Source organism: Amycolatopsis iheyensis, from assembly GCF_024703995.1.
GTDB lineage: Bacteria > Actinomycetota > Actinomycetes > Mycobacteriales > Pseudonocardiaceae > Amycolatopsis > Amycolatopsis iheyensis.
Genome location: NZ_JAMXQV010000016.1, coordinates 40,631 through 62,453, shown reverse-complemented (window position 1 = coordinate 62,453; position 21,823 = coordinate 40,631). Strand labels below are relative to the sequence as shown.

22 protein-coding genes, 1 tRNA gene and 1 pseudogene are annotated in these 21,823 nt (G+C 68.4%); 5 read left to right on the top strand and 19 right to left on the bottom strand.

Features of this window, described 5'->3' with window-relative positions:
• Positions 1–94: 94 nt before the first annotated feature.
• Positions 95–937, bottom strand: coding sequence for an SDR family oxidoreductase (locus tag M8542_RS28200; RefSeq protein ID WP_257923282.1), 843 nt, complete (start codon positions 935–937; stop codon positions 95–97).
• A gap of 114 nt (positions 938–1,051) precedes the next feature.
• Between M8542_RS28200 and M8542_RS28195 the strand changes: the two genes are divergently transcribed.
• Complete coding sequence (locus M8542_RS28195; protein WP_257923281.1) at positions 1,052–1,639, top strand: TetR/AcrR family transcriptional regulator; 588 nt, start codon at positions 1,052–1,054, stop codon at positions 1,637–1,639.
• Here the strand turns inward: M8542_RS28195 and M8542_RS28190 are convergent.
• From M8542_RS28190 to M8542_RS28145, 10 genes are read right to left on the bottom strand one after another with little or no spacing between them, the layout of a single operon-like run.
• The gene (locus tag M8542_RS28190; RefSeq protein WP_257923280.1) at positions 1,581–2,924 is read right to left on the bottom strand and encodes a flavin monoamine oxidase family protein; all 1,344 of its coding nucleotides are present in this window, start codon (positions 2,922–2,924) and stop codon (positions 1,581–1,583) included. The genes M8542_RS28195 and M8542_RS28190 overlap by 59 nt on opposite strands.
• Positions 2,914–3,678, bottom strand: a complete 765-nt coding sequence (locus M8542_RS28185) for an HpcH/HpaI aldolase family protein (RefSeq protein ID WP_257923279.1) — start codon at positions 3,676–3,678, stop codon at positions 2,914–2,916. The genes M8542_RS28190 and M8542_RS28185 overlap by 11 nt, the downstream gene beginning before the upstream one ends.
• Entirely contained in the window at positions 3,675–5,162 is a 1,488-nt protein-coding gene (locus tag M8542_RS28180) for an MFS transporter (protein ID WP_257923278.1), read from the bottom strand. The genes M8542_RS28185 and M8542_RS28180 overlap by 4 nt, the downstream gene beginning before the upstream one ends.
• 12 nt (positions 5,163–5,174) lie before the next feature.
• The gene (locus M8542_RS28175; RefSeq protein WP_257923277.1) at positions 5,175–5,552 is read right to left on the bottom strand and encodes a riboflavin kinase; all 378 of its coding nucleotides are present in this window, start codon (positions 5,550–5,552) and stop codon (positions 5,175–5,177) included.
• Positions 5,549–6,937, bottom strand: a complete 1,389-nt coding sequence (locus M8542_RS28170) for an aldehyde dehydrogenase (NADP(+)) (RefSeq protein ID WP_257923276.1) — start codon at positions 6,935–6,937, stop codon at positions 5,549–5,551. Before M8542_RS28170 ends, M8542_RS28175 begins: the two co-directional genes overlap by 4 nt.
• A 49-nt stretch (positions 6,938–6,986) precedes the next feature.
• The gene (locus tag M8542_RS28165) at positions 6,987–7,784 is read right to left on the bottom strand and encodes an IclR family transcriptional regulator (protein WP_257923275.1); all 798 of its coding nucleotides are present in this window, start codon (positions 7,782–7,784) and stop codon (positions 6,987–6,989) included.
• 45 nt (positions 7,785–7,829) lie between these two features.
• Positions 7,830–8,618: a 2-keto-4-pentenoate hydratase gene (locus M8542_RS28160; protein ID WP_257923274.1), complete on the bottom strand. Its 789-nt coding sequence runs from the start codon at positions 8,616–8,618 to the stop codon at positions 7,830–7,832.
• A gap of 10 nt (positions 8,619–8,628) precedes the next feature.
• Positions 8,629–9,048 (bottom strand): ester cyclase, encoded by a 420-nt coding sequence (locus M8542_RS28155; protein WP_257923273.1) that lies wholly within the window; start codon positions 9,046–9,048, stop codon positions 8,629–8,631.
• Positions 9,045–9,560 carry a flavin reductase family protein gene (locus M8542_RS28150; protein WP_257923272.1) on the bottom strand — a complete coding sequence of 172 codons (516 nt, stop codon included), beginning with the start codon at positions 9,558–9,560 and terminating at the stop codon, positions 9,045–9,047. The genes M8542_RS28155 and M8542_RS28150 overlap by 4 nt, the downstream gene beginning before the upstream one ends.
• A 13-nt stretch (positions 9,561–9,573) precedes the next feature.
• Positions 9,574–10,959 (bottom strand): LLM class flavin-dependent oxidoreductase, encoded by a 1,386-nt coding sequence (locus M8542_RS28145; protein ID WP_257923271.1) that lies wholly within the window; start codon positions 10,957–10,959, stop codon positions 9,574–9,576.
• Positions 10,960–11,187: 228 nt separating this feature from the next.
• On the opposite strand from M8542_RS28145, the gene ribA reads away from it, so the two are divergent.
• The 3 genes from ribA to M8542_RS28130 all read left to right on the top strand — a co-directional run bounded on the left by ribA (position 11,188) and on the right by M8542_RS28130 (position 13,871).
• Positions 11,188–12,387 carry a GTP cyclohydrolase II gene (gene ribA, locus M8542_RS28140; protein ID WP_257923270.1) on the top strand — a complete coding sequence of 400 codons (1,200 nt, stop codon included), beginning with the start codon at positions 11,188–11,190 and terminating at the stop codon, positions 12,385–12,387.
• A 91-nt stretch (positions 12,388–12,478) separates the two neighbouring features.
• Positions 12,479–13,048, top strand: coding sequence for a carboxymuconolactone decarboxylase family protein (locus M8542_RS28135; protein WP_257923269.1), 570 nt, complete (start codon positions 12,479–12,481; stop codon positions 13,046–13,048).
• Positions 13,041–13,871, top strand: a complete 831-nt coding sequence (locus M8542_RS28130) for a helix-turn-helix domain-containing protein (RefSeq protein ID WP_257923268.1) — start codon at positions 13,041–13,043, stop codon at positions 13,869–13,871. The genes M8542_RS28135 and M8542_RS28130 overlap by 8 nt, the downstream gene beginning before the upstream one ends.
• A gap of 96 nt (positions 13,872–13,967) precedes the next feature.
• Here M8542_RS28130 and M8542_RS28125 read toward each other — a convergent pair.
• The 4 genes and pseudogenes from M8542_RS28125 to M8542_RS28110 form a co-directional block, all read right to left on the bottom strand.
• Positions 13,968–14,171 (bottom strand): annotated as a pseudogene (locus tag M8542_RS28125) (hypothetical protein); the annotation flags it as partial.
• Between the two features lie 1,089 nt (positions 14,172–15,260).
• A complete protein-coding gene (locus tag M8542_RS28120; protein WP_257923267.1) occupies positions 15,261–16,394 on the bottom strand; it encodes an XRE family transcriptional regulator in 1,134 nt (377 codons plus the stop codon).
• A 328-nt stretch (positions 16,395–16,722) separates the two neighbouring features.
• Positions 16,723–17,250, bottom strand: coding sequence for a DUF4352 domain-containing protein (locus M8542_RS28115; RefSeq protein WP_257923464.1), 528 nt, complete (start codon positions 17,248–17,250; stop codon positions 16,723–16,725).
• A 31-nt stretch (positions 17,251–17,281) separates the two neighbouring features.
• On the bottom strand, positions 17,282–17,884 hold the full coding sequence (locus M8542_RS28110) for an ANTAR domain-containing response regulator (protein WP_257923266.1): 603 nt from the start codon (positions 17,882–17,884) through the stop codon (positions 17,282–17,284).
• Between the two features lie 173 nt (positions 17,885–18,057).
• Between M8542_RS28110 and M8542_RS28105 the strand changes: the two genes are divergently transcribed.
• A tRNA-Leu gene (locus tag M8542_RS28105) sits at positions 18,058–18,131 on the top strand.
• A 74-nt stretch (positions 18,132–18,205) separates the two neighbouring features.
• Here M8542_RS28105 and M8542_RS28100 read toward each other — a convergent pair.
• The 4 genes from M8542_RS28100 to M8542_RS28085 are packed head-to-tail and all read right to left on the bottom strand — an operon-like array spanning position 18,206 to position 21,771.
• Positions 18,206–18,919 carry an ABC transporter ATP-binding protein gene (locus M8542_RS28100; protein ID WP_257923265.1) on the bottom strand — a complete coding sequence of 238 codons (714 nt, stop codon included), beginning with the start codon at positions 18,917–18,919 and terminating at the stop codon, positions 18,206–18,208.
• On the bottom strand, positions 18,909–19,649 hold the full coding sequence (locus M8542_RS28095) for an ABC transporter ATP-binding protein (protein ID WP_276587207.1): 741 nt from the start codon (positions 19,647–19,649) through the stop codon (positions 18,909–18,911). The genes M8542_RS28100 and M8542_RS28095 overlap by 11 nt, the downstream gene beginning before the upstream one ends.
• A 26-nt stretch (positions 19,650–19,675) precedes the next feature.
• Entirely contained in the window at positions 19,676–20,803 is a 1,128-nt protein-coding gene (locus tag M8542_RS28090) for a branched-chain amino acid ABC transporter permease (protein WP_308210295.1), read from the bottom strand.
• Positions 20,800–21,771 (bottom strand): branched-chain amino acid ABC transporter permease, encoded by a 972-nt coding sequence (locus M8542_RS28085; protein WP_257923262.1) that lies wholly within the window; start codon positions 21,769–21,771, stop codon positions 20,800–20,802. Before M8542_RS28085 ends, M8542_RS28090 begins: the two co-directional genes overlap by 4 nt.
• Between the last annotated feature and the right edge of the window lie 52 nt (positions 21,772–21,823).

Below are 21,823 nucleotides of genomic sequence, written 5' to 3'. Positions count from 1 at the left end.
TCGGGGCGCCCGGATGCCCCTCGCCGGCCGCGGTGGGTCACCCAAGTGGCCGGCAGCTCGGGCGATTGCGCCGGATGCCGTCGCCGGCTGTCGCCTAAGTGGTCGGCGCCGGCACCGCGTGCTCCGCCGCCCGGCTCACTTCCTCCCAGCCGGCCCAGGTGTCCATGCGTTGCCGGGACAGGTCGAACGCGAGGTCGTAAACCATGCTGCCGAGGAGCAGGCGCAGTGGCGGGTTGTCGCTCGCGACCAGCTTCAGCACCGCTTCGGCGGCCAGCCGGGGCTCGCTGTCGATCGAGCCCTCCGCCCACTGCTTCGCCAGTTCCTCCCGCAGCCCGTCGTAGCGAGGTTCCGGCGTCGTCGCCGTGCTGCTGGTGTAGAGGTCGGTCCAGTAGCCGCCGGGCTGGACGATCGTCACCTTGACGCCGAACTCCGCGACCTCGGCGGCCAGTGCCTCGCTCATGCCTTCCAGCGCGAACTTGCTCGCGCTGTAGAGGCCCGTGCTCGGGAAGCCGCCGAGTGCGCCGATGCTCGAAATCTGCAGGATGTGCCCGCTGCCCTGGGCTCGCAGGTGCGGCACGGCCGCTTGACTCACCCAAAGCGCGCCGAAGAAGTTGAGGTCGAACTGCGCGCGGGCTTGCTCCTCGCCGAACTCCTCGACCATCCCGGCGTAGAGCGCTCCGGCGTTGTTGACCACGACGTCGAGTCGGCCGAAGTGGTCGGCCGCGCGGTCGACGGCGGCGAAGACCGCGGCCCGGTCGGTGACGTCGGAGCCGAACGCCAGCAGGCGATCCCCGTGCCGGGCGGCGGACTCCGCCAGGGGCTCGACGTCGCGCGCCACGCCGGCCACCCGGTCGCCGGCGGCGAGCGCGGCCTCGGTGAAGGCGCGGCCGAGGCCCCGGCTGGCCCCGGTGACGAACCAGACGCGTCCGGATTCCATCGTGTCTCCTTCTGTGAGACGGACCGTACCGTCTCGTCGCTGCGGCAAGTGTGCACCAGGCCGTCGGCGCCGTCAAGACGGTCCGTCTCGTCTTGTGGGTGCTAAGTTGACCGCGTGTCCGGCTCACCCGACCCCAGCCGTCGCAGCGAGACCGCGCGACGCGCCATCCTCGCCGCGGCTTTGGACCTCGCCGGGAAGCTGGGGTACGCCAAGCTCAGCATCGAGGGCATCGCCCACGCGGCCGGCGTCGGCAAGCAGACGATCTACCGCTGGTGGCCGTCGAAGGGTTCCCTGCTGTTCGACGCCTTCCTCACGCTCGCGGGCGAAGGCGAGGCCGCGGCGCTGCCCGACACCGGCGACCTGGCCGCCGACCTGAAACTGGTCCTGCACGCCACGATCACCGAGCTGACCGATCCGCGTTACGACCGGCCGATGCGCGCGTTGCACACCGAGATCGTGCACGACCCGGCACTGGCCGCGGACTACGCGAGCCGCCTGGACGGCCCGATGCGCGAGCTGAAGAAGGCCCGGCTGCGCAGCGCCCAGGAAGCCGGCGAACTGGCCACGGACCTCGACCTCGACGTCGCGGTCGACCTGCTGTTCGGCCCGGTGCTCAACCGCTGGCTCCAGCACACCGGCCCGCTCACCCCGGACTACGCGGACCGGGTGGTGGACACCGCGTTGCGCGGGTTGCGTCCGTGAGCTCGGCCGCGATCTCCCGCGCCGTGCGCACGCCCGATTCGATGGCGCCGTCGAAAAAGCCCGCCCACAGGTTGGCGAGGTCGCTGCTCGCCAGGCGCACCGTCCCTTCCGGACGCTGAAGCTCCGCCTGGGACGCCGAGTACGCGCCCGGCCGCTGGATCTGCCAGGTCTCCCGGGCGAACGGGTCGGTGATCCAGTCGTGCGAGGCGACTTCGAGGACCTCCAGATCGTCGCGCCAGACCCGCAACGCGCGCTGGACGTCCTCGACGCTGTTCGCGTCCAGGCGGGTCGCGTCCGCGCCGAACGAGACGAGCACGGCGTCGTCGTCGCCCACGAACTCGGTGCGCACCACCGAAAGCGGATGGTCCTTGGTGGAGTAGGCGAAGAACGGCTTGATCGGGCCCTTCACCCGGATCCACAGCTTGAGCCCCTGCGACGCGGTGCCGGCGCGGCTGGCGTCGAGCTTGCCCGGCGACAGCGGCGGCTGAACGTCCAGTTCGTGCAGGATGTTCAGCGGCAGCGTGAGCACGGCGCGGCGGGCACGCACCCGCTCGCCGCCGGCGGTGTGCACCGTGACGCCGGTGTCGTCGTGCTCGACCCGGGTGACGACCGTGTTCAGCCGGATCTCGCCCGCCACGTCGGCGGCGATCGCGGCGGCCAGGCCGGCGTTGCCGTCTTCGAGGCGGTAGATCGAACTGGCTTCGTGCATCACCTCCCAGGAGCCGGACGTCGCCGCGGTCCAGCGCAGCGCGGCCGCGTAGCCGACCTGGTCGAGCGGTCCGTTGCAGTGCCCCACCCACGCCGCCTCGTTGGCGCTGCGCTCGGCGGGGGACAGGTCCAAGGCGTCCAACGCCTCCTGCAGGGTGAGCTGGTCGGCCTTCGCGAACGCGTCCTGGTCGGCGACCTGGTCCGGGCGCGGCAGCAGCTTCCCGGCCTGCCCGACCAGCGCCCGCATGCCGCGGTCGATGACGGCCATGAAGCCGGGCAGGTCGCCGTGGACGAGCTCGCCGTCGGCGATCCAGTAGGTCTCCTCCGACCTCGGGCCGCGGCCCACACGCAGGCCGTAGCGGGTCACCTCCGACCAGACGTGCGGTTGCACCCAGTGCAGCCAGTTCCCGCCGAGCTCGAGGTGGTGCCCGAGGCGCTCGTCGGTGTAGAGGCGGCCGCCGATGCGGTCGCGGGCTTCCAGCACGGTCACGCTCAGGCCCGCGGCGGTCAGCTCGCGGCCGGTGGTGAGACCGGCCAGCCCCGCGCCGACGATCACGACGTCGGTGTCATGAGGCATGAGAGTTCCTTTCTCGACGGTGGGCACGGTCCAAATGCGACTGGGCGACCTGTTCGAGGTGCACCAGATCGCCCTCGATGCTGACGAAGTCGAACCCGAGGGCCAGGCGCTCGGCGGCCATGGCACCGTCGTCGGCGTGGATGCCCACGGGCTTTTCGTTGTCGTGTGCGGCAAGGAGGATCCGCTTCAGCGCGGCCTCGGTGTCGCCGATCGCGAGGGCGAGGTCGTAGGGGCCCACGTACAGCGCGTCGACGCCAGGCACAGCCGCGATCTCTTCGACGTGCTCCAGCCCGGACGCGGTCTCGATCATCACGGCCACCAGCGTCGTGTCGTTGACGACGGCGAGGTCCGGGCCGCGCCGCAGCTCGGCCCGCATCGGCCCGTACGAACGGCGGCCCTGCGGCGGGTACTTCGCGTGCCGCACGGCCGCCCGGGCGGCCTCGGCGTCGTCGATCATCGGGACGATCACGCCGGCCGCGCCCGCGTCGAGGGCCTGGCCGACGCACCGCGGGTCGTTCGCGGCGGTGCGGACGAGCCCGACGGTGGGCCGTGGGCCGAGGCCGCCGCCCGCGTCGATCGCCAGCAGGCCGTCGCGGATGCCGTGGTAGCCCATCAGCCCGTGCTGCTGGTCCAGGCACAGGTAGTCGTACCCGCCCGTGGCCAGCCGCTCGGCCATCACCGGAGAGTCGGCCAGCAGCCAGTAGCCCACCACCGCTTCGCGGGAACGCACCCGCCGCACGAAGTCCTCGATCATGTTCGCTGACCTTCCGGTACGGGCGCGAGGATCATGGTCGAGGTGTCCAGGCGCTTGTTCGTGTCCTGGTCGCGGACCAGCAGCCGGGCCTCCTCGGCGCTCGAGACGACGGGGACCGACCCGAGCAGGGGCCGGGCGGCGGTTTCCCGCATGCAGAGGGCCGCGACGAGGGCGAGCACCGAGAAGAACATGACGTAGTACGCCGGTGCGTAACTGTTCCCGGTCAGCTCCACGAGCAGCTGGGACACCAGCGGCACGGTGCCGCCGAACAGCGACGCGGCGATGTTCTGCGTGAAGCCGACGGCGCCGTACCGGGACGCGGTCGGGTACAGCTCGGCCATGATCGCCGCGTTCATGCAGAGGAACAGCGTGCCGGGGATCATGATGAGCGTCAGTGCCAGGTACAACGACCACAGCGTGCCGACGTGCATCAGCGCGAACGCGGGGACCAGCAGGATCAGGTTGCCGATGGCCGCCATGAGGAAGACCGGTTTCCGCCCGAGCTTGTCCGACATCCGCCCGAAGACCGGCAGCAGGATCGCCTGCAGGATCAGGACGCCGACGGTCGCGATCGCGGTGTGGACGGTCGTGCTGCCGATCTCCGTTTCGAGGTACGTCGGCATGTAGCTGGTGAGCGTGTACGAAGACGCGCCGTCCGCGCCGATCAGCGCGAGCCCGATGAGGATCTGGGGCCAGTAGAGCTTGAGGATGCCGGGCAGGTTGTGCCGCACGAAGATCGGGTTGACCTGGGAGTGCTCGACCTTGGCCCGGGTGGCCACGAAGCTCGGCGACTCTTCGATCCGGCTGCGCAGCAGCATCGCGATCGCGCCGAAGACCAGCGCCAGCAGGAACGGGATCCGCCAGCCGCCGTTCACCATCGCGGACGGACCGCCGATGCCGGTGACGATGGCCGACGTCGCCGCGACGACCCCGGCGCCCGCGGCGAAGCCGAGCTGCGAGCCGCTGTTGAGGATCGAGGTGTGGAACCCGCGGCTCTTGTCCGGGGAGAACTCGGCGACGTAGGTCAACGCGCCCGAGTACTCGCCGCCGGTCGAGAAGCCCTGGGCCATGCGCAGCAGGTAGAGCAGGACCAGCGCCCACGGCCCGATCGCGGCCGCGCTCGGCAGGACGCCGATGAGCGTGGTGGCGACCGCCATCAGCGCGATCGTGAAGAGCATGACCTTGCGCCGGCCGATCTTGTCGCCCAGCGGGCCGAGGATCATCCCGCCGATCGGCCGGACCAGGAAGGACACGGCGAACCCGAACAGCGTCGCGAGCAGGCCGAGCCGCTCGTCCATGCCGGCGGTGAACACCTTCGTGAGGGTGACCGCGAGGTAGCCGTAGACGCCGACGTCGTACCACTCGATGAAGTTGCCGACCCCGGCGCCGAGCTGGGCCCGCAGCAGCGCCGGCTTGTCGACGACTACGCAGTCCTCCTCGCGGATCCGCCGGGTCGGTTGCTCTCGTCGTTGAGATTCGGACATCGTCTGGTCCTTCTAGTTGGGGGCCAGCTGGGCCCGCGTGCGGGTCACGTCGTCACGGATCAGCTCCACGAGCTCGGCCGACGTTGCGCAGGCGACCTGTTCGCGGAGCAGGTGGAGCAGCTCCACCCGGATGGTGCGTTCGTAGAGGTCGCCGTCGAAGTCCAACAGGTGGGCTTCGGCGAGGCGGACCGCGTCGGCGGCGTAGTACGTGGGGCGGGTGCCGACGGAGACCGTCGCCGGCCAGGTGCCCAGTTCGGGCACGAGCACGCGCGCCGCCCACACCCCGTCGTGCTCGGGACCGCCCGGCAGGCGCAGGTTCGCGGTCGGGAAGCCCAGCAGGCGCCCGCGCGCGTCCCCGTGCTCGACGACGCCCTCGATCACGACGCTCACCGGGTCTCGTCCCGCAGCTCGGCCGGCAGGAGGTGCCGCGGGAAGTTCTGGTAGGCGACCGGACGCAGGAAGCGCTCGATGGCGGCCGTGCCGACCGAGGTGCTGCCCGGGGCCGTCGTGGCGGGGTACGGGCCGCCGTGCTGCTGGGCGTAGGTGACCGAGACGCCGGTGGGCCACTGGTTGAACAGGACGCGCCCGGCGCGCTCGGCGAGTTCGTCGGCCAGCTCAGCGACCTCGCAGGACTCTTCGGCCTGCAGGGTGGCGGTGAGCTGGCCCGCGAAGGTGCGGGCCGCCTCGACCAGCTGCGCTTCGTCGTCGTACTCGACGACCAGGGCGGTCGGCCCGAAGCACTCCTCTTCGAGCGGAGCCGGGTCGGCCAGCAGCTGCTTGATGTGGGTCCGCAGCAGCGTCGGCGCCGGAGACCCGGAGCCGCGGGCCAGCACCTCGACGGCGCTGTGGCTCTCACGCTCCTCGAGGGTCTTGCGGAACGCCGATGCGATGGCCTCGTTCAGCATCGGCTCGCCGGCCGGGAGCGTGGCCGTCTCCAGCGACCGGGCCAGCCCGGAACCGGCCGGGACGAGCAGGGTGCCGGGCTTGGTGCAGAACTGGCCGGCGTTCTGGGTGAAGGAGGCGACGAACCCGGCGGCGATCTCGTCCGCGCGCGTCTCGGCGGCGGCCCGCGTGACGAACACCGGGTTGTTGCTGCCCAGCTCGCCGTAGAACGGGATCGGGTCGGGCCGCGAGGTCGCGATGTCCAGCAGCGCGCGGCCGCCGGTGATGGAACCGGTGAACCCGGCGGCCTTGATCCGCGGGTCCTTCAGCGCCGCGATGCCCGGCTCACGGCCGTGGATCACGTGTAGCAGAGCGGGGTCACCGAGCGCCGACTGGACGACGGCGGCGGTGGCGTCCGACAGGCCCGGGTGCCCCGGGTGCGCCTTGACGACGACGGCGTTGCCCGCGGCCAGCGCCGAGGCGGTGTCGCCACCGGCGACGGAGAACGCGAAGGGGAAGTTGCTGGCCGCGTAGACCAGCACGGGCCCGATCGGACGCCGTGAGCGGCGCAGGTCCGGCCGCGGGGCACCCATCGGCCAGTCCGGATCGGCGTGGTCGACGCGGGCGTCGAGGTGGGCACCGTCGCGGATGAGGTCGGCGAAGAGGCGCAGCTGGAACGCGGTGCGCTTCAGCTCGCCGCGCAGGCGGCCCTCGGGCAGGTTCGTCTCGGCCTGGGCCAACGGGACGAGGTCGGGCGCGGCCGCTTCGAGGGCGTCGGCGACGGCGGTGAGGACATCGGCCCGGGCCCGGCCCGGCGTGCGGGCCCAGCCGCGGTGGGCCGTGTGCGTCCGGCTCAGCAGCGGGTCGACGGCGGCGAGCGGGGTCTCGGGCATGCGGGGTGTCCTTTCGTGGTGTCCACCCGGACACCACGGACGCCCCGCGTCAGTCGTCGGCGGGCGTGGTGTTCAGGTGCTGCTGGACCCGGTTCGCCCCGGCGAGGAGGCGGTGGGTCAGTTCGGCGCGTTTGTCGTTGTCGATGCGGTAGACCGGGCCCACGAACGTGAGGGCGGCCAGCAGGCTGCCGGCGGTGTCCCGGATCGGGACGGCGACGGAGACGATGCCGTCCTCGAGTTCCTCGTCGGTGAGGGACCACCCGCGTTCTCTCGTCCGGGCCAGGTCGGTTTTGAGTTCGGGGTAGCCGGTGATGGTGCGCTTGGTCAGCTTGTCGAGGTCCCCGCTCGTCGCGGCCTCGACCTCGCCGTCGGGCAGTTCGGCGAGCAGGAGCTTCCCGGTGGCCGACGCGTGCAGCGGCCACTTCATGCCGTGCATGTCGGACATCGCCATGCCCACCCGGCGCGGGTTGGCCTGGGCGACGAGGTCCAGGTCGTAGCGTCCACGCCGGACGGACAGGGTGACGGTTTCCCCGATTTCCTCGGCGAGTTCGTCGATGACTCCGGAGACCCGCGGGACCATCCCGGCTGCGGGGTCGATCCCGCCGGCGAGCCGGGCGAGGTCCCAGCCGAGGGAGTAGAGCGTGTCCTGGCGGTCCACGAACCCTTCGTCCTCCAGGGTGAGGAGGAGCCGGAACGTGGTGGCGCGGGGGAGGCCGATCTTCTGGGCGACCTCCGTGACGGTCATCGCCGCCGGGCCGGAGCCCAGGGCCCGCAGGATCCGGACGGCCCGGACGACCGACCGGTTCGAGGGCACCGAACTGGTGTTTTCCGGTTCGTTCGGGGGCACCTGCAGCTCCTTCCCGGGGCAGGCTCGGCCTGCCCTCACGGAGAGCTACTTTACGGACCCGTAGTCGAAGCTCACCTCCCCCCATCCCGCGAAGCTGCCGGTGATCCGGTGCCCCGGGACCAGCTTTTCCGCGGCCAGGATGCTGCCCGGCAGGATGAGCTGATCGGCCTGGAGCCCGACGTCGTACTCGGAAACGCGGCGGCACAGCCAGGCGAGCGCGCCGATGGGGTTGCCGTAGGCGGCGTTCGTGTTGCCGGTGGCCTTCACGACGTCGTCGAAGCGGACCTCCCCGGGTGTGTCGGCGAGGTCGACCTCCGACAGCTTGCGCGGGCTGCCGCCGACGACCACGGCCCCGCAGGAACCGCCGTCGGCGAGCGTGTCGTAGATGCTGATGTTCCAGTCGCGGACGCGGGAGTCGATGATTTCCAGGGCGGGCACGACGAAGTCGGTGGCCGCGATGATGTCGACGGCCGTGACGTGCGCGCCGCCGACGTTCTTCTTGAGCACGAACGCCGGTTCGACCTCGACGAACGGCTCGATGAACTCCTTCTCGTCGATCGTCAGGTTCTCCGGGCGGAACTGGCTCGCCAGCAGGTAGCCGTAGTCGGGTTCGTCCACGCCGAACTTGGTCTGCATCGCCTTCGCGATGTTGCCCAGCTTGAACCCGGCGACGGCGTCCCCGGCCGCGACCCGCCGCCGCACGACTTCCTGTGCGACGCGGAAGGCGTCGGCCTTCGTGGGGTGGTCCGCTTCGTCGAGCAGTTGGTCGATGGGGGAGCGGGCGTCCTGGGCGGCGATGAGCCGTTCCGCGGTCTCGCCGATGTCGATCGCCACGATGTTCCTTTCAGACGTGGTGGTGGCCGAGGTGCCAGATCCCGACCGCGGACAGCAGTTCCCGCGGGTCCCAGACGACGGACTCGCTGGTGATCTTCCCGTCGCGATAGCGGACGAACGAGGCGCCGGAGACGGTGACCGTGCGGCCGGTCGGCGGCACGCCCATGAACTCCCCGGTGTGGGTTCCCGTGCTCTCCCAATGGATCGCGACGAGGTTGCCGTCCTCGATGGCGGACAGGATCCGGATGCCGAAGCCGCTGAAGGCGGCGTGCTGCTGCTCGATGTGGCGCAGGACGTCCGGCAGGTGTTCCTCACCGGACTTCGAGTGGCGTACGTAGCCGTCGCCGGCCAGGGCTTCGAAGGACGCGGTGTCGCCGTCGCCCCACGCTTTGGTCCACGCGTCGGTGACGCGGTCGAGCATCGTCGTCATGACCGTCCTTCCGGGGTGAACTCACCGAACTGGCCGCCGCGGAACAGGAGGGCTTCCCCGGTGCCGGGGGTGATCGCCTTGATCGAGCCGATGATGACGAAGTGGTCGCCCGCCACGACTTCCGAGATGACTTCGCAGTCGATCCACGCCGTGGCCCCGGAAATGCGCGGGGTGCCCAGCGGGCTTTCTTCGTAGCCGATGCCCCGGAACTTCTCGTCGCCCTTGCGCGACAGCGCGCGGCAGACGTGCAGCTGTTCGGTGGACAGGATGTTCGCGGTGAACCGGCCGAGCGAGCGCAGCGTCGGCCACGTGCTGGAACTCTTGTCGACGCAGAAGGTGACCAGCGGCGGGTCCAGCGACAGGGACTGGAACGTGCCCACCACGAACCCGCGCGGCGAGCCGCCGGAGGTGCGGCCGGTGATGGCCGTGACGCCGGTGGGGAGCGCGCCGAAGATCTCGCGCTGGGCCACCGGGTGGATGACCGGGTTCGGTGCGGTGACGACGACGGACATCGGCGCGTCCTCCCTACTGGGCCTGGGAAACGAGCGAGCGGCGGTGCGCCGTGCCCGGGTGGTCGGCGGCCAGGCGCTGCTGCCCGGCGCCGAAGAGGTTCTCGCGCAACGTGGTGCCTTCGTAGGAAGTCCGCATCACACCGCGGGCCTGCAGTTCGGGGACGACGTACTGCGCGAAGTCCTCGAGGTCGGCGAACTTGGCGGCGTGCGCGATGTTGAAGCCGTCGATGCCGGTTTCGTCCATCCAGGACACGAGCTCGTCGGCGACGGTCTTCGGGCTGCCGACGATGACCGGGGAGGTACCGCCGATCCCGATTTCGCGGGCGATGTCCCGCGGCGTCCACTTCTTGCCGGGGTCCAGCTTCGTGAAGACGTCCACCATGGTCTGGCCGGCGTTGGTCTTGACGTCCTCCAGCGGACGGTCCGGGTCGAACTGCGCCATGTCGAGCCCGGTCCAGCCGCTGTAACGGGCCATCGCGCCGTCGTAGGAGACCAGGCCGACGTACTCCTGGTACTTGCGCCAGGCCTCCTCGTCGGTCGGGGCCGAGATGACGGTGACCATCTGCAGCACGGCGATGTGGTGCGGGTCCCGGCCGAGCTCGGCGGCCTTCGCGCGCAGGGTGTCGACCTGCTTCTTCAGGCCGGGCTTCGACATCGAGTTCATGAAGACCGCTTCGGCGGTCTTGGCGGCCAGGGCCACGCCCTTGGGGGAGCCGCCGGCCTGGAAGATGACCGGGGTGCGCTGCGTCGAGGGCTCGCAGACGAAGATGCCGTCGACGGTGAAGTGCTCGCCCCGGTGCTGGACCTCGTGGACCCGCGCCGGGTCGGCGTAGGTGCCCGTTTCGGTGTCCCGGACGACCGCGTCGTCGTCCCACGACCCTTCCCAGAGCTTCAGCGTGACGTCGATGAACTCCTCGGCCCGCTCGTACCGCGCGTCGTGCGCCAGCTGCGTGCCGTTGCCGAGGTTGCGGGCGGCGGAGTCCGAATAGGACGTCACGACGTTCCAGCCGATGCGGCCGTCGGTGAGGTGGTCGAGCGTGGCGAACTTCCGGGCCACGGCGTAGGGCGGGGTGTAGGCGGTCGACGTCGTGATGCCGAAGCCGAGGTGCTTGGTCGCGGCGGCCAGCGCGGGAACCAGGTAGGCCGGGTCGTTGGCCGGGAGCTGGGCGGCGTCCCGCAGCGCGCCTTCGACGCTGCCGCGGTACTTCTCGTGGTAGCCGTCGTTGTCGGCGAAGAACATCCCGTCGAAGCAGGCGTCCTCGAGCATCTTGGCGTACTCCACCCAGGCGCGGAGGTTCGTGTACTGCTCGCTGCGGTCCCGCCGGTGGCGCCACAGCCCGGCGGACAGGTGGGCCGGACCGGTGAAGTCGAACGCGAACACCTTCATCTGCGTCGTCATGCCCCATCCCCTCGCGTTCATCTAGTGATCACAGTGACCACTTGGTGGATGTTTGGGACTGTAAGACTGAGGTCGCCGTCACGTCAACAGGTCCGTCTCGACGGGTTTTGTTGATCAATACCGTTGCTGGGGCGCGAGTTGGGTCCTTGACGCACCCGTGGTCGCCTGGCACCATTTAATGGTCAATTCGTTCATCAGGTGAACGCGAGAACGTCGCAGGAGCAGCCCATGCCTTCGCCGAAGATTGCCGAAGCCGTCGCCACCCTCGCCGCGGGCGGGAAGGTCCTCGTCGTCGACGACGAGGACCGGGAGAACGAGGGCGACCTGATCATGGCCGCGGAGCACGCGACCACCGACGACGTCGCGTTCTTCCTCGAGCACACGTCCGGCTTCCTGTGCGTGTCCATCGACGAGCAGCGCGCCGGCGCGCTGGGGCTCGACCTGATGGTCACGGACAACACCGAGAGCCACCGCACGGCGTTCCTGGTCAGCGTCGACTACCGGCACGGGACGACCACCGGGATCAGCGCGCAGGACCGCGCGCGGACCGCCCGCGCCCTGGCCGACCCGCACCTCGACCCGGCCGACCTGGCGCGTCCCGGGCACGTGCTGCCGTTGCTGGCCAAGCCCGGCGGCGTGCGGGAGCGGCCGGGGCACACCGAGGCCGGCGTCGAGCTGTGCCGCCTGGCCGGGCTGAGCGGAGCCGCGCTGCTCTGCGAGATCGTGACGCCCGACCGGCGGCAGATGATGCGCGGCCCGGAGCTGCGGCGGTTCGCCGCGCGCCACGGCATCCCGATGATCTCCATCGCCGAGCTCGTCGCGTGGCTGGACGCCGGGGTGGAGAAGACCGGCGAGGCCTCGATCCCGACCGACCTCGGCACGTTTCGGGCGCTCACCTACCGCACCGGCGACGTCGAGCACGTGGCGCTGACGATGGGCGCGCCCGCCGGCGCCACCGACGTCCTGGTCCGCGTGCACAGCGAGTGCCTCACCGGCGACCTGCTCGGCTCGCTGCGCTGCGACTGCGGCGGCCAGCTGCGCGCGGCGATGGAGGCGATCGCCGCCGAGGGGCGCGGGGTCGTCGTCTACCTGCGCGGCCACGAAGGCCGGGGGATCGGGCTGGGGCCGAAGCTGCGGGCCTACGAGCTCCAGCAGCGCGAAGGACTGGACACGCTCGAAGCCAACCTGGCGCTCGGCCTGCCGGTCGACGACCGCGACTACACCGCGGCCGCCCGCATCCTGGCCGACCTCGGCATCGGCTCGGTCCGGCTGCTGACCAACAACCCCGACAAGTGCCGCGCGCTCACCGAGAACGGCGTGCCCGTCACCGAACGCCTGGCTCTGGAGACCGAGCCCAACGAGCACAACCGGTCGTACCTCACCGCGAAACGGCACCGCATGGGCCACCGGCTCGAGCGGATCGCATGACCCTCCTGGCCGTGCTGGGTGGCCTGGTCACGGCGAGGTTTACCTCCGAGGGAATTGGTTCGCCGCACCCGGTCGGCCAAACTCGTCGACCATGACCACTTACCAGCTTCACACCGCGGAGACCGCCGACGAAGCCGCGAAGGGCCCGCTCGAGGCGCTCGAAAGCGCTTTCGGGTTCGTGCCCGCGGCGGCCGGCCTCATGGCCAACTCGCCGGCCTTGCTCAACACCTTCTTCGCCGCCTTCGGCCACTTCCGGGGCGGGGGCACGTTCGGCCCGGACGAGCGGCAGGTCCTGCTGCTGTCCAACGCCGTCGCCAACCGCAGTGAGTGGGCGGTGGCGTTCCACACGCTGGAAGCGCTGCAGGACGGCGTCGAGCCGGCGGTGGTCGAGGCGATCCGCCGGGGTGAGGTCCCCGCGAACCGGCGGATGGCGGCGCTGTCGACGTTCACCCGGTCGTTGATCGAGAAGCGGGGTCACGTCGAGGCCCGGGAGGTGGCGGCGTTCAAGGCGGCGGGCTTCACCGAAGCGCAGGTCTTCGAAGTGATCACCGGAGTGGCGATCTCGGCGATGACGAACCACACGGCCAACCTCGCCCGGCCGCCGCTGGAGGACTTGGTGGCACCGCACGAGTGGAAGACGGGATACTCGACGGGTGCCTGAGGTGGGTCCCCTGCTGAAACACTGGCGCGGCAGCCGGAGGCTGAGCCAGCTGGCGCTGGCCACCGAGGCCGCCGTGTCGGTCCGCCACCTGAGCTTCGTCGAAACGGGACGGGCGAACCCGAGCCGCGCCATGGTCCTGAAGCTCGCGGAAGTGCTGGACGTCCCCCTGCGCGAGCGCAACACGTTGCTGCTCAGCGCCGGCTTCGCACCGGAGTACCCGGAGTCCGCATTGGACGCACCGGCCCTGGCCGCGGTGCGGGAGGCCCTGGAGACGATGCTGGCCCAGCAGGAACCGTTCCCGGCGCTGGTGATGGACCGCGGCTGGGACATCCGACACACGAACACCGCCGCCCGCAGGTTCTTCGCTTTCCTCGGTTCCGGGCGCGCGAACCTCCCGGGACCGGCGAACGTCCTTCGCCGCATGTTCCACCCGGACGGCGCACGGCCACACGTGACGAACTGGCCGGAGGTAGCGGAGGCTTTGGTACGCCGCGTCCGACGAGAGGCAATCGGCGGCGTCCTCGACGAGCGAGCCCAGCGGATCCTCGACGAAGTGCTGGACTACCCGGGCGTGCCGCCACACCTACGCGAGCTGAACACGGCGGCCCCGGTCCTCCCGATCGTGCCGATCCGGTACGAGCGGTCGGGCCGCCGGTTCGACTACTTTTCCACGGTGACGACGCTGGGCACACCACAGGACGTCACGCTGCAGGAGTTGCGCATCGAGTGCTTCTTCCCGATGAATGATGAAACGCGGGAGCGGGCTTGGGAACTGGCCGACTTGGACGGCGGAGCCGGTGAGAATTCGGTCGAGCGGCGCTGACCTGGAAGTTTCCTGTGCCCCCGGTGAGATTCGAACTCACACTGGACGGGTTTGAACGGATGCAAGAAAATGTCATTGGCCTGGGGTGATAGGCTGTCATTTCTGTAGTGGGGGGTCGGCGGGGGGTGTCTCCTCCACTTTTCGCATCGGAACGCTGCCAATCAACATCAGTCTGACTTTCCCCTTTTCGCCGAAGTCGATGGTGGCCGTTGGTCGTGGACCCGTGCCGTCGAGACTGCGAACTGTTCCGAACCCATACTTGTCATGCTTGACCCTGTCGCCCACACTCAATTTGAGGTTGGGATTGACTTGCCAAGGTTGCAGCTTTGGGGGAGTCGTCTTTTCGGGCTGACGTGAATCTGCGCTCTTTTTTGGCATCGCATGTCCTTGTTGGTCACCGTCCTTGTCTGATATGGGCGCGATTTTCTCGCGAGGCAAGGCGTCGGTGAGGCGATGTTTCACGATAGATTTTGGGATTATGCGAATAGATCTCCTGCGTAGGCGAAAGGTAAAGGCGGAGACGACGAGAATTCCCGCGCTCAAAAAGACGTAAGCAATTGGTATGGGTCCGATGTAGTTATTTACCTTATTTACGGCGGCTGCAAACTCTAGCTGGCCGCCTAAGGTCTTCAGGTTGTAGTTTTCGGGTGCTATCGGTTCTCGCTTAGGCGAATTAAAATACTCAATGAGATAGTAAATGGTTACACCTAGAACGAAGGTGAGCTGCGCTGCACCTATGGCGAGAAAAGAAATTCCCTGTCGGGAAATCCAATTTTTTTAGTCGGGCGGTCCGAGACTTCTCGGCGATGTAGTCTAAGCTTCGTGCCGTTAGGTCAACGTTCCCTCCGGTTGATGCGAGGCGAGCCCCTCGCATTGTTCCTTTTATGGTGGGCTTGCTGGAGCCTGGGTGGATCACTTCAATTATGAAGCCGTCGCCAGGGTCGAGAAAATCAAATTCGAGGATTACTTGATTGTTCTTGTGTTGAGCCTCTGTGGTTAGAACCGCTTTAATCTGGGGGCGACTGTATGCGACTAGGCGGGCCCGTAGGACAATGTCGCTATCTTCCAGTTGTAGGCGCAGCCTGTCGTCGGGAACGACATCGGTTTCTAGGAGGGTGCTGCCGCGATGATTCCAAATTGCAAATATCGTGCGACTAACAGTACTTATCTGGCGGCCATTGAATTTCATTTCGAGTCCGCGGTTAAGCAGCGCATCTTCTGGACTGATTACCACATCGAAGTCTTGCGCGTGTCGAATTTCAGGTCTTTCTCGGCCTCGGCGGGAAAGGAAAAAAGATACTACTAGGCTGACAACGCCCAGAGCTGTGCCAATTATTCCAACTAGTCGATCGAACGACATTTTTCTTCCACCTTAAAACCGCCGCGTAGTCATTGTTCAAAATTCAGGATATGATTGCGGAATCGCCATGCGCGATCAAGTATGCAAGCGCCGGGTGAGGCCATCGGCTCTTTGGTTAGGAGTCGAATCACGCTCTCCTCTGTGAAAGGTACGCCTTCGGATACTGATGACGACTCTGAGGCGGTGACTAGGGCACCCTCGGCGTTTACGTCGACGGCGTCGCCGAAAAGACTGTCGAAGACGTCATCGTCCATCACAACCACCGTTAAAACGGTGGCAGTTAGGGTGAGTGTGTCCAGCCCCACGCCGAAGCAGTACGCTGTGACGCGATCCGTTTCGCGGGCGGCCTGGAGATTGCGGTATAGCGACCAGTTCTCGTAGTCGAGTGGCTCACCCTGGCTGCCGTCGCGTTCTGGCTCGCCGAGAACCTCCTCGGAGTACTCCCGGACCATGCTGCGCCACAGGTCGAAGTCGTTCTCCTTGTCCCAGGCTGCCACCGAAGACGGCTGGAACTCGCCGGCCGGGATGAGGCCGTAGATACCGGCGGCCGTCGCGACCTTCGCCGGGTCGCGCCAGTGCAGGAGGAACGTCGCCTTGCCGGTGTCGCGCTGCCGGCGGAGCGTCAGCGTCTCGATCGCGGGCATGACCGGCCGCCGCTCCAGGTCGAACGGGTCGCCGATCAGGCCGCGTAGTGGCAGTTCCGACCAGTCCGCGCGTGGCATTTTCCGGTTGGGTGCCTGTGCGGCGGCCAGCTCGTGCGCGATGGCCTCGGACAGGTCGAGCTTGTCGAAGTACGTCGCCAGGCCGAGCGTCATCCGCTCGTTCGACGGCGTCAGGTCGACGTCCAACAGTCGGTAGCTCGTACGGTTCTCGAACAGCGACGGCGGGTCCAGGTACTTGATCGCCGACGTGTACCGATCGAAACGGCGGCCAGGCGCGCGCAGCGGCAACGCCTTGTCCGCCTCGGGTTCGGTGCCGGTGACCGTGATCGGGACCCGGTGGTCCGACCACTCAAGCTTGATGTCCTCCAGGCGTATCGGTGCCGGCAGCATCCACTCAAGCTGGGCGATCAGCGGGGCCTTGCCGATGCGCGCTTTCGGCCGGTAGAGCGACGCGACCGCCTCGGCGAGCTCGCGCCGCTGGCCGTTGAGCTCGCGCCGCATCCGACGCCACTCCTCTTGGCTCACCGCGACCGGGTCGACCTCGTTGACCAGCGCGGACGTCGATGGGGGATCGACGGGCTGAAGCAGCTCCTTGGACAGCCAGAGGCGCGCGGGGGAGATGCTGAGCTGGTTGGCGGGACCTCGCTGAGTTCTCGTTCGACCAGACGTCGAGCAAGGCACGAAATGCCTCCTTCCGGCAAGAGAGTACGCCTCGCAGGTAGCAAAACATCCTCACGGCCACCGGCGCGTCTATGCTATTCGGCCGGCGGTGTAGGGCCTTTGGCTCGTGGCGCGGCACAAATCCCCGCGCAGAAACAGCGGCATTCGCTCATAGCTTGATGTCGGTGCCGTTGACGTTCTTCATGTCGGTGATGGTCGGCCCGCCGAAGGCCCTGACCGCGACCGGTTTCCGGTCCTTCGGGATGTCCCAGTAGAGGTCGAACTCGACGCGGACGCTGTGTCCGAGGTCGAACTGGGCGGGCTGGCGCTTGATCAGCATGGCCTGCTCGTCCGGCGGGTGGGTGGCGCCCTGGTCGTCGACCAGCAGCTGCCGCTTCGGGTCGAACAGGACGCTGGACGTGCCGGTGTTGGTGACCACCAGGCGCAGGCGCACGTACTGGCCCTTGGGGAGCATCTCGGCGTGGCTTCCGGTGATGCTGGGCAGCCCGGCGGCGAGGCCGATCAAGGTGAACTCGGTGTCGCCGTTCTTCGCGGGCGGGATCTTGAGGGCGGTCTCGTCGGGCCGCACCTGCCGCGGCGGCAGCTCGTAGGTCGTCGGGGCAGGCGGGCTCGGTTGCGCGGCTTCGCACCCGCTGACGAGCACCAGAACGAGAACGACCGGCAGGAGTCTCACCAGGGTGATTCTGCCCGCCGGCCGTCTGTTTCGGCTAGCTTCCGATGCTCTCGACGACCGCCTCGGCGACGGCCTTCATCGTGGTTCGCCGGTCCATGGCGGTGCGCTGGATCCAGCGGAAGGCGTCGGGCTCGGTGAGCCCCTGGCGGCTCATGAGCAGCCCCTTGGCGCGGTCGATGACCTTGCGCGTCTCGAGCCGGTCGGTGAGCCCGGCGACCTCGGCCTCGAGGGCCTGCAGCTCGGCGAACCGGCTGACGGCGAGCTCGATGGCGGGCACGAGGTCCCGTTTGGCGAAGGGCTTGACGAGGTAGGCCATGGTGCCGGCGTCCCGCGCCCGTTCGACGAGGTCACGCTGGCTGAAGGCGGTGAGGATGACAACGGGCGCGATCCGGTCGCTGGTGATCCTGGCCGCGGCCTCGATGCCGTCGAGCTTGGGCATCTTGACGTCGAGGATCACGAGGTCGGGCTTGAGATCGGTGGCGAGCGCGATGGCCTGCTCGCCATCCCCGGCCTCACCGACCACCTCATAGCCCTCTTCGCGCAGCATTTCGACGAGGTCCAGCCGGATGAGCGCCTCGTCCTCGGCGACGAGCACCCGACGCTGCGGCACGTTGGCCTCGGTAGCCTGATCGGTCACCGGGGTCCTCCTGAAGACTCGGCGGGACGTTCGGTCTCGCGGCTTCCCGCGAACCTGAAGCCTACCGGGAACGATCCAGTTGACGAGATGGCGTTCACCACGTAGTGGCCCTCACGACACCCCGGCCCCGGTCGTCGCGGGGGGCGGGTGATCCCGTAGGGTTGCCTAGCCACGCCCCCGTAGCCCAACTGGCAGAGGCAACGGATTCAAAACCCGTCCAGTGTGAGTTCGAATCTCACCGGGGGCACACTCTCCGCGCACGGCATGCGGCCCGCATGAGAAAGGGCCCGGCCGAAGCCGGGCCCTTTTCCAAAAGCAATCTCAGACCCCGAGGTCGCCACCGAGATAAGCGGCCCGAACCTTCGGGTCGTTCAACAGATCGGCACCGCGCGCACTCTGCACCACCCGCCCGGTCTCGAGCACATACGCCCGATCCGACAGCTTCAGCGCCTGCTGGGCGTTCTGCTCCACCAGCAGCACCGTCGTGCCGCGCTTGTTGATCTCGCGGATGATGTCGAAGATCTGCGCGATCAGCATCGGCGCCAGGCCCATCGACGGCTCGTCGAGCAGCAGGACCTTCGGCTTCGTCATCAGCGCTCGGCCGATGGCGATCATCTGCTGCTCGCCGCCCGACATCGTGCCGCCGAACTGGGTCTTCCGCTCCGCGAGCCGGGGGAACAGCTCGAAGACCTCGTCGAGGTCGGCCTGCAGGTTGTCCTTGCGGGTGTAGGCACCCATCAGGAGGTTCTCCTGCACCGTCATGCCGGGGAACACGCCCCGGCCTTCCGGTGACTGGCCGATCCCGAGCAGCACGCGCTTGTGGCCCGGGGTCTTCGAGATGTCCTGGCCGTTGAACGTGATTCGCCCGCTCGTGAGCGGCCGCAGGCCGGAGATCGTCTTGAGCGTCGTGGTCTTGCCGGCGCCGTTGGCGCCGATGAGGGAGACGATCTCACCCTCGTCGACCTGGATGCTCATGCCCTTCAGGGCCGCGATCTTGCCGTAGTGGACGTTGATGTCCTCGACCTCAAGAAGCATCTTCGGACACCCCCAGGTACGCCTCGATCACCTTCTGGTTGTTCTGCACCTCGTGCGGCAGCCCTTCTGCGATCTTCTGCCCGAAGTCGAGCACCGCGAGCCGGTCGCTGATGTGCATGACCAGGCCCATGTCGTGCTCGATGAGCAGCACCGTGCGGCCGTCGTCCCGGATCTTGCGGATCAGCGCCTGCAAGGCGTTCTTCTCCGCCGGGTTCATGCCCGCGGCCGGCTCGTCCAGCAGCAGCAGCTTCGGGTCCGTGGCCAGCGCCCGCGCGATCTCCAGCCGGCGCTGGTCGCCGTAGGAGAGGTTCTTCGCGACGTTGTGCTCCACCCGGCCGATGCCGACGAAGTCGAGCAGCTCCCGGGCCCGCTCGCGGCCCTGCTTCTCTTCCTTGCGGTGCCACGGCAGCCCGAGCGTCGCGCCGATCGCGCCCGTCTTGTGGTGCGCGTCGACGCCCACCATGACGTTCTCCAGCGCCGTCATGTTGTGGAACAGCCGGATGTTCTGGAACGTCCGGGCGATGCCGCGCTTGGTGACCTTGAACCGCTTCATGCCGTCGATGCGGTCGCCGTCGAAGCGGACCTGGCCCTCGGTCGGGTGGTAGACGCCGGTGATCACGTTGAACACCGTGGTCTTGCCCGCGCCGTTCGGCCCGATCAGGGCGAAGATCTCGCCCTCGTTGATGCTGAGGTTGACCTCGCGCAACGCCGTGACACCGCCGAAGCGCATGGTCACGTTGTCGAATTCGAGCAAGCTCACTTGGTCACCTCCGCCGAAGCCTCGGAGTCGGGGCCGGCCACTTCCGCGCCCAGCGCGCCCATGCCGCCCGTGCCTTCCCGTAGTTCGGCCTTGCGCTGCCGCGACGGCAGGAGGCCCTCCGGCCGCAGCGCCATCATCAGCACCAGGACGGCGCCGAAGACCAGGACGCGGTAGTCGTTGAACTGCCGGAACCGCTCCGGCAGCCACGCGATCACGAACGCCCCGATGATGACGCCCGGCAGGTTGCCGGACCCGCCCAGCACGACCGCGGCCAGGATGGTCGCGGACAGGATGAACGGGAAGTTGTTCGGCTCGATGAACACGGCCTTGCTGGCGTAGATCGTGCCGGCGAAACCGCCGATCATGGCGCCGATCGCGAACGCCAGCAGCTTGAACTTGAACGTCGGCACGCCCATCAGCTCGGCCGCGTCCTCGTCCTCGCGGATCGCCGCCCACGCCCGCCCGACCCGGCTCTTGGTGAGCCGCACCGAGAAGACGATGACGAGCACGATCGCGAACACCATCAGGTAGTAGTACGGCGCCGGGTCGAGGAAGAACTCCATGCCGAACAGCGGCTCGGGGTGCGGGACGTTCGTGATGCCGCGCGCGCCGCCGATGCCGTCGGTGTTGTTCGCCGTGATCCGGACGATCTCACCGAAGCCCAGCGTCACGATGGCCAGGTAGTCACCGCGTAGCCGTAGCGTCGGCGCGCCGAGGATGACGCCCGACACCGAGGCCAGGAAGATGCCCAGCACCACCGTCGGCCAGAACGACCAGCCGTACGAAGTGCCGATCGACGCCCACGTGTACGCGCCGATCGCGAAGAACGCCACGTACCCGAGGTCGAGCATGCCCGCGTGGCCGACCACGATGTTGAGGCCGACGGCGAGCAGGATGTAGGTGCCGACCGGGAAGATCAGGACGGTCGTCCAGTCCGAGTACGGCGACATGAACGCGCCGATCCACGGCGCGGGCAGGATCAGAACCAGGACGATCAGGGCGATGTAGACGCCGTAACGCTGCCAGTGCGGCGCGTCGGCCCACCAGTCGCGCATCCCGTCGATGGGGTGGAAACCCCGGCGCGCCGGGGTTTCGTTGTTGTCAGCCACTCCGTCGCCTTTCATGCGCGTGCCCGTTGCAGGGATTCGCCGAGGATGCCGGTGGGCCGGAGCATCAGCACGAGGACCAGGACGACGAAGGCGGTGACGTCCTTCCACTCGGAACCGAGGAAGATGGAGCTCCAGTTCTCGACCAGGCCCAGCACGATCCCGCCCAGCAGCGCGCCGCGCAGGTTGCCGATCCCGCCGAGCACGGCGGCGGTGAACGCCTTGATGCCGAGCAGGAAGCCGACCCGGTAGTCGGTGTTCTCGTACTCCATGACGTACAGCGCCGCGGCGACGCCGGCCATCGCCCCGCCGAGCAGGAACGTGATCCGGACGATGCGGTCGATGCTGACGCCCATGAGGACGGCGGCTTCGGGGTCCTGGGCGGTCGCCCGGATGCCGCGGCCGATGCGGGTGCGGCTGACCAGCTGGTCGAGCACGACCATCACGACGACGGCGGCGATGACGACGAAGACGTGGTCGGTGCGCACGACGCCGTTGCCGATCCGGAACAGCTCCTCGTGCGGTACGAACCGCGGGGCGTTCTGCTGGACCTTGCCTGCCTTGTCCGACAGCGCCGGGATGATCGCGAGACCGAACAGCTCCTGCAGGAACAGGGAGGCGCCGATCGCGGAGATCAGCGCGGCGAGCCGGGTCGCGCCCTTCTTGCGCAGCGGCCGGTAGGCCAGCTGCTCCAGCACGATGGCCGAGCCGCCGGACGTGAGCGCCGACGCGACCGCGATGAGCAGGAGGATGCCGATCATCCCGAACACGCCCACGGTGATCGGGGCGGTGCCGCCGGCGATCGCGATGAGGATGAACAGGGACGTCATCGTCCCGATCATGAAGATTTCGGAGTGCGCGAAGTTGATGAGCCTCAGCACGCCGTAGACCATCGTGTAGCCGAGGGCGATGAGGGCGTAGATGGAGCCGGCTACCAGGCCGCCGATGGTGCTGCCCAGAAACTGGCTCTGCAGATCTTGGAACATGACGTAGTTGCCTTACCTGACGGGGCGAGGATGGTCGCCACATTGGCGGGGA

What these genes read in the sequence shown, in the direction of transcription:
- M8542_RS28200 (WP_257923282.1), bottom strand. Translation starts at nt 937, where the DNA reads ATGGAATCCGGACGCGTCTGGTTCGTCACCGGGGCCAGCCGGGGCCTC.
- M8542_RS28190 (WP_257923280.1), bottom strand. Translation starts at nt 2,924, where the DNA reads ATGCCTCATGACACCGACGTCGTGATCGTCGGCGCGGGGCTGGCCGGT.
- M8542_RS28185 (WP_257923279.1), bottom strand. Translation starts at nt 3,678, where the DNA reads ATGATCGAGGACTTCGTGCGGCGGGTGCGTTCCCGCGAAGCGGTGGTG.
- M8542_RS28180 (WP_257923278.1), bottom strand. Translation starts at nt 5,162, where the DNA reads ATGTCCGAATCTCAACGACGAGAGCAACCGACCCGGCGGATCCGCGAG.
- M8542_RS28170 (WP_257923276.1), bottom strand. Translation starts at nt 6,937, where the DNA reads ATGCCCGAGACCCCGCTCGCCGCCGTCGACCCGCTGCTGAGCCGGACG.
- M8542_RS28155 (WP_257923273.1), bottom strand. Translation starts at nt 9,048, where the DNA reads ATGACGACGATGCTCGACCGCGTCACCGACGCGTGGACCAAAGCGTGG.
- M8542_RS28150 (WP_257923272.1), bottom strand. Translation starts at nt 9,560, where the DNA reads ATGTCCGTCGTCGTCACCGCACCGAACCCGGTCATCCACCCGGTGGCC.
- M8542_RS28145 (WP_257923271.1), bottom strand. Translation starts at nt 10,959, where the DNA reads ATGACGACGCAGATGAAGGTGTTCGCGTTCGACTTCACCGGTCCGGCC.
- ribA (WP_257923270.1), top strand. Translation starts at nt 11,188, where the DNA reads ATGCCTTCGCCGAAGATTGCCGAAGCCGTCGCCACCCTCGCCGCGGGC.
- M8542_RS28135 (WP_257923269.1), top strand. Translation starts at nt 12,479, where the DNA reads ATGACCACTTACCAGCTTCACACCGCGGAGACCGCCGACGAAGCCGCG.
- M8542_RS28120 (WP_257923267.1), bottom strand. Translation starts at nt 16,394, where the DNA reads ATGCGGCGCGAGCTCAACGGCCAGCGGCGCGAGCTCGCCGAGGCGGTC.
- M8542_RS28100 (WP_257923265.1), bottom strand. Translation starts at nt 18,919, where the DNA reads ATGCTTCTTGAGGTCGAGGACATCAACGTCCACTACGGCAAGATCGCG.
- M8542_RS28095 (WP_276587207.1), bottom strand. Translation starts at nt 19,649, where the DNA reads ATGCGCTTCGGCGGTGTCACGGCGTTGCGCGAGGTCAACCTCAGCATC.
- M8542_RS28090 (WP_308210295.1), bottom strand. Translation starts at nt 20,803, where the DNA reads ATGAAAGGCGACGGAGTGGCTGACAACAACGAAACCCCGGCGCGCCGG.
- M8542_RS28085 (WP_257923262.1), bottom strand. Translation starts at nt 21,771, where the DNA reads ATGTTCCAAGATCTGCAGAGCCAGTTTCTGGGCAGCACCATCGGCGGC.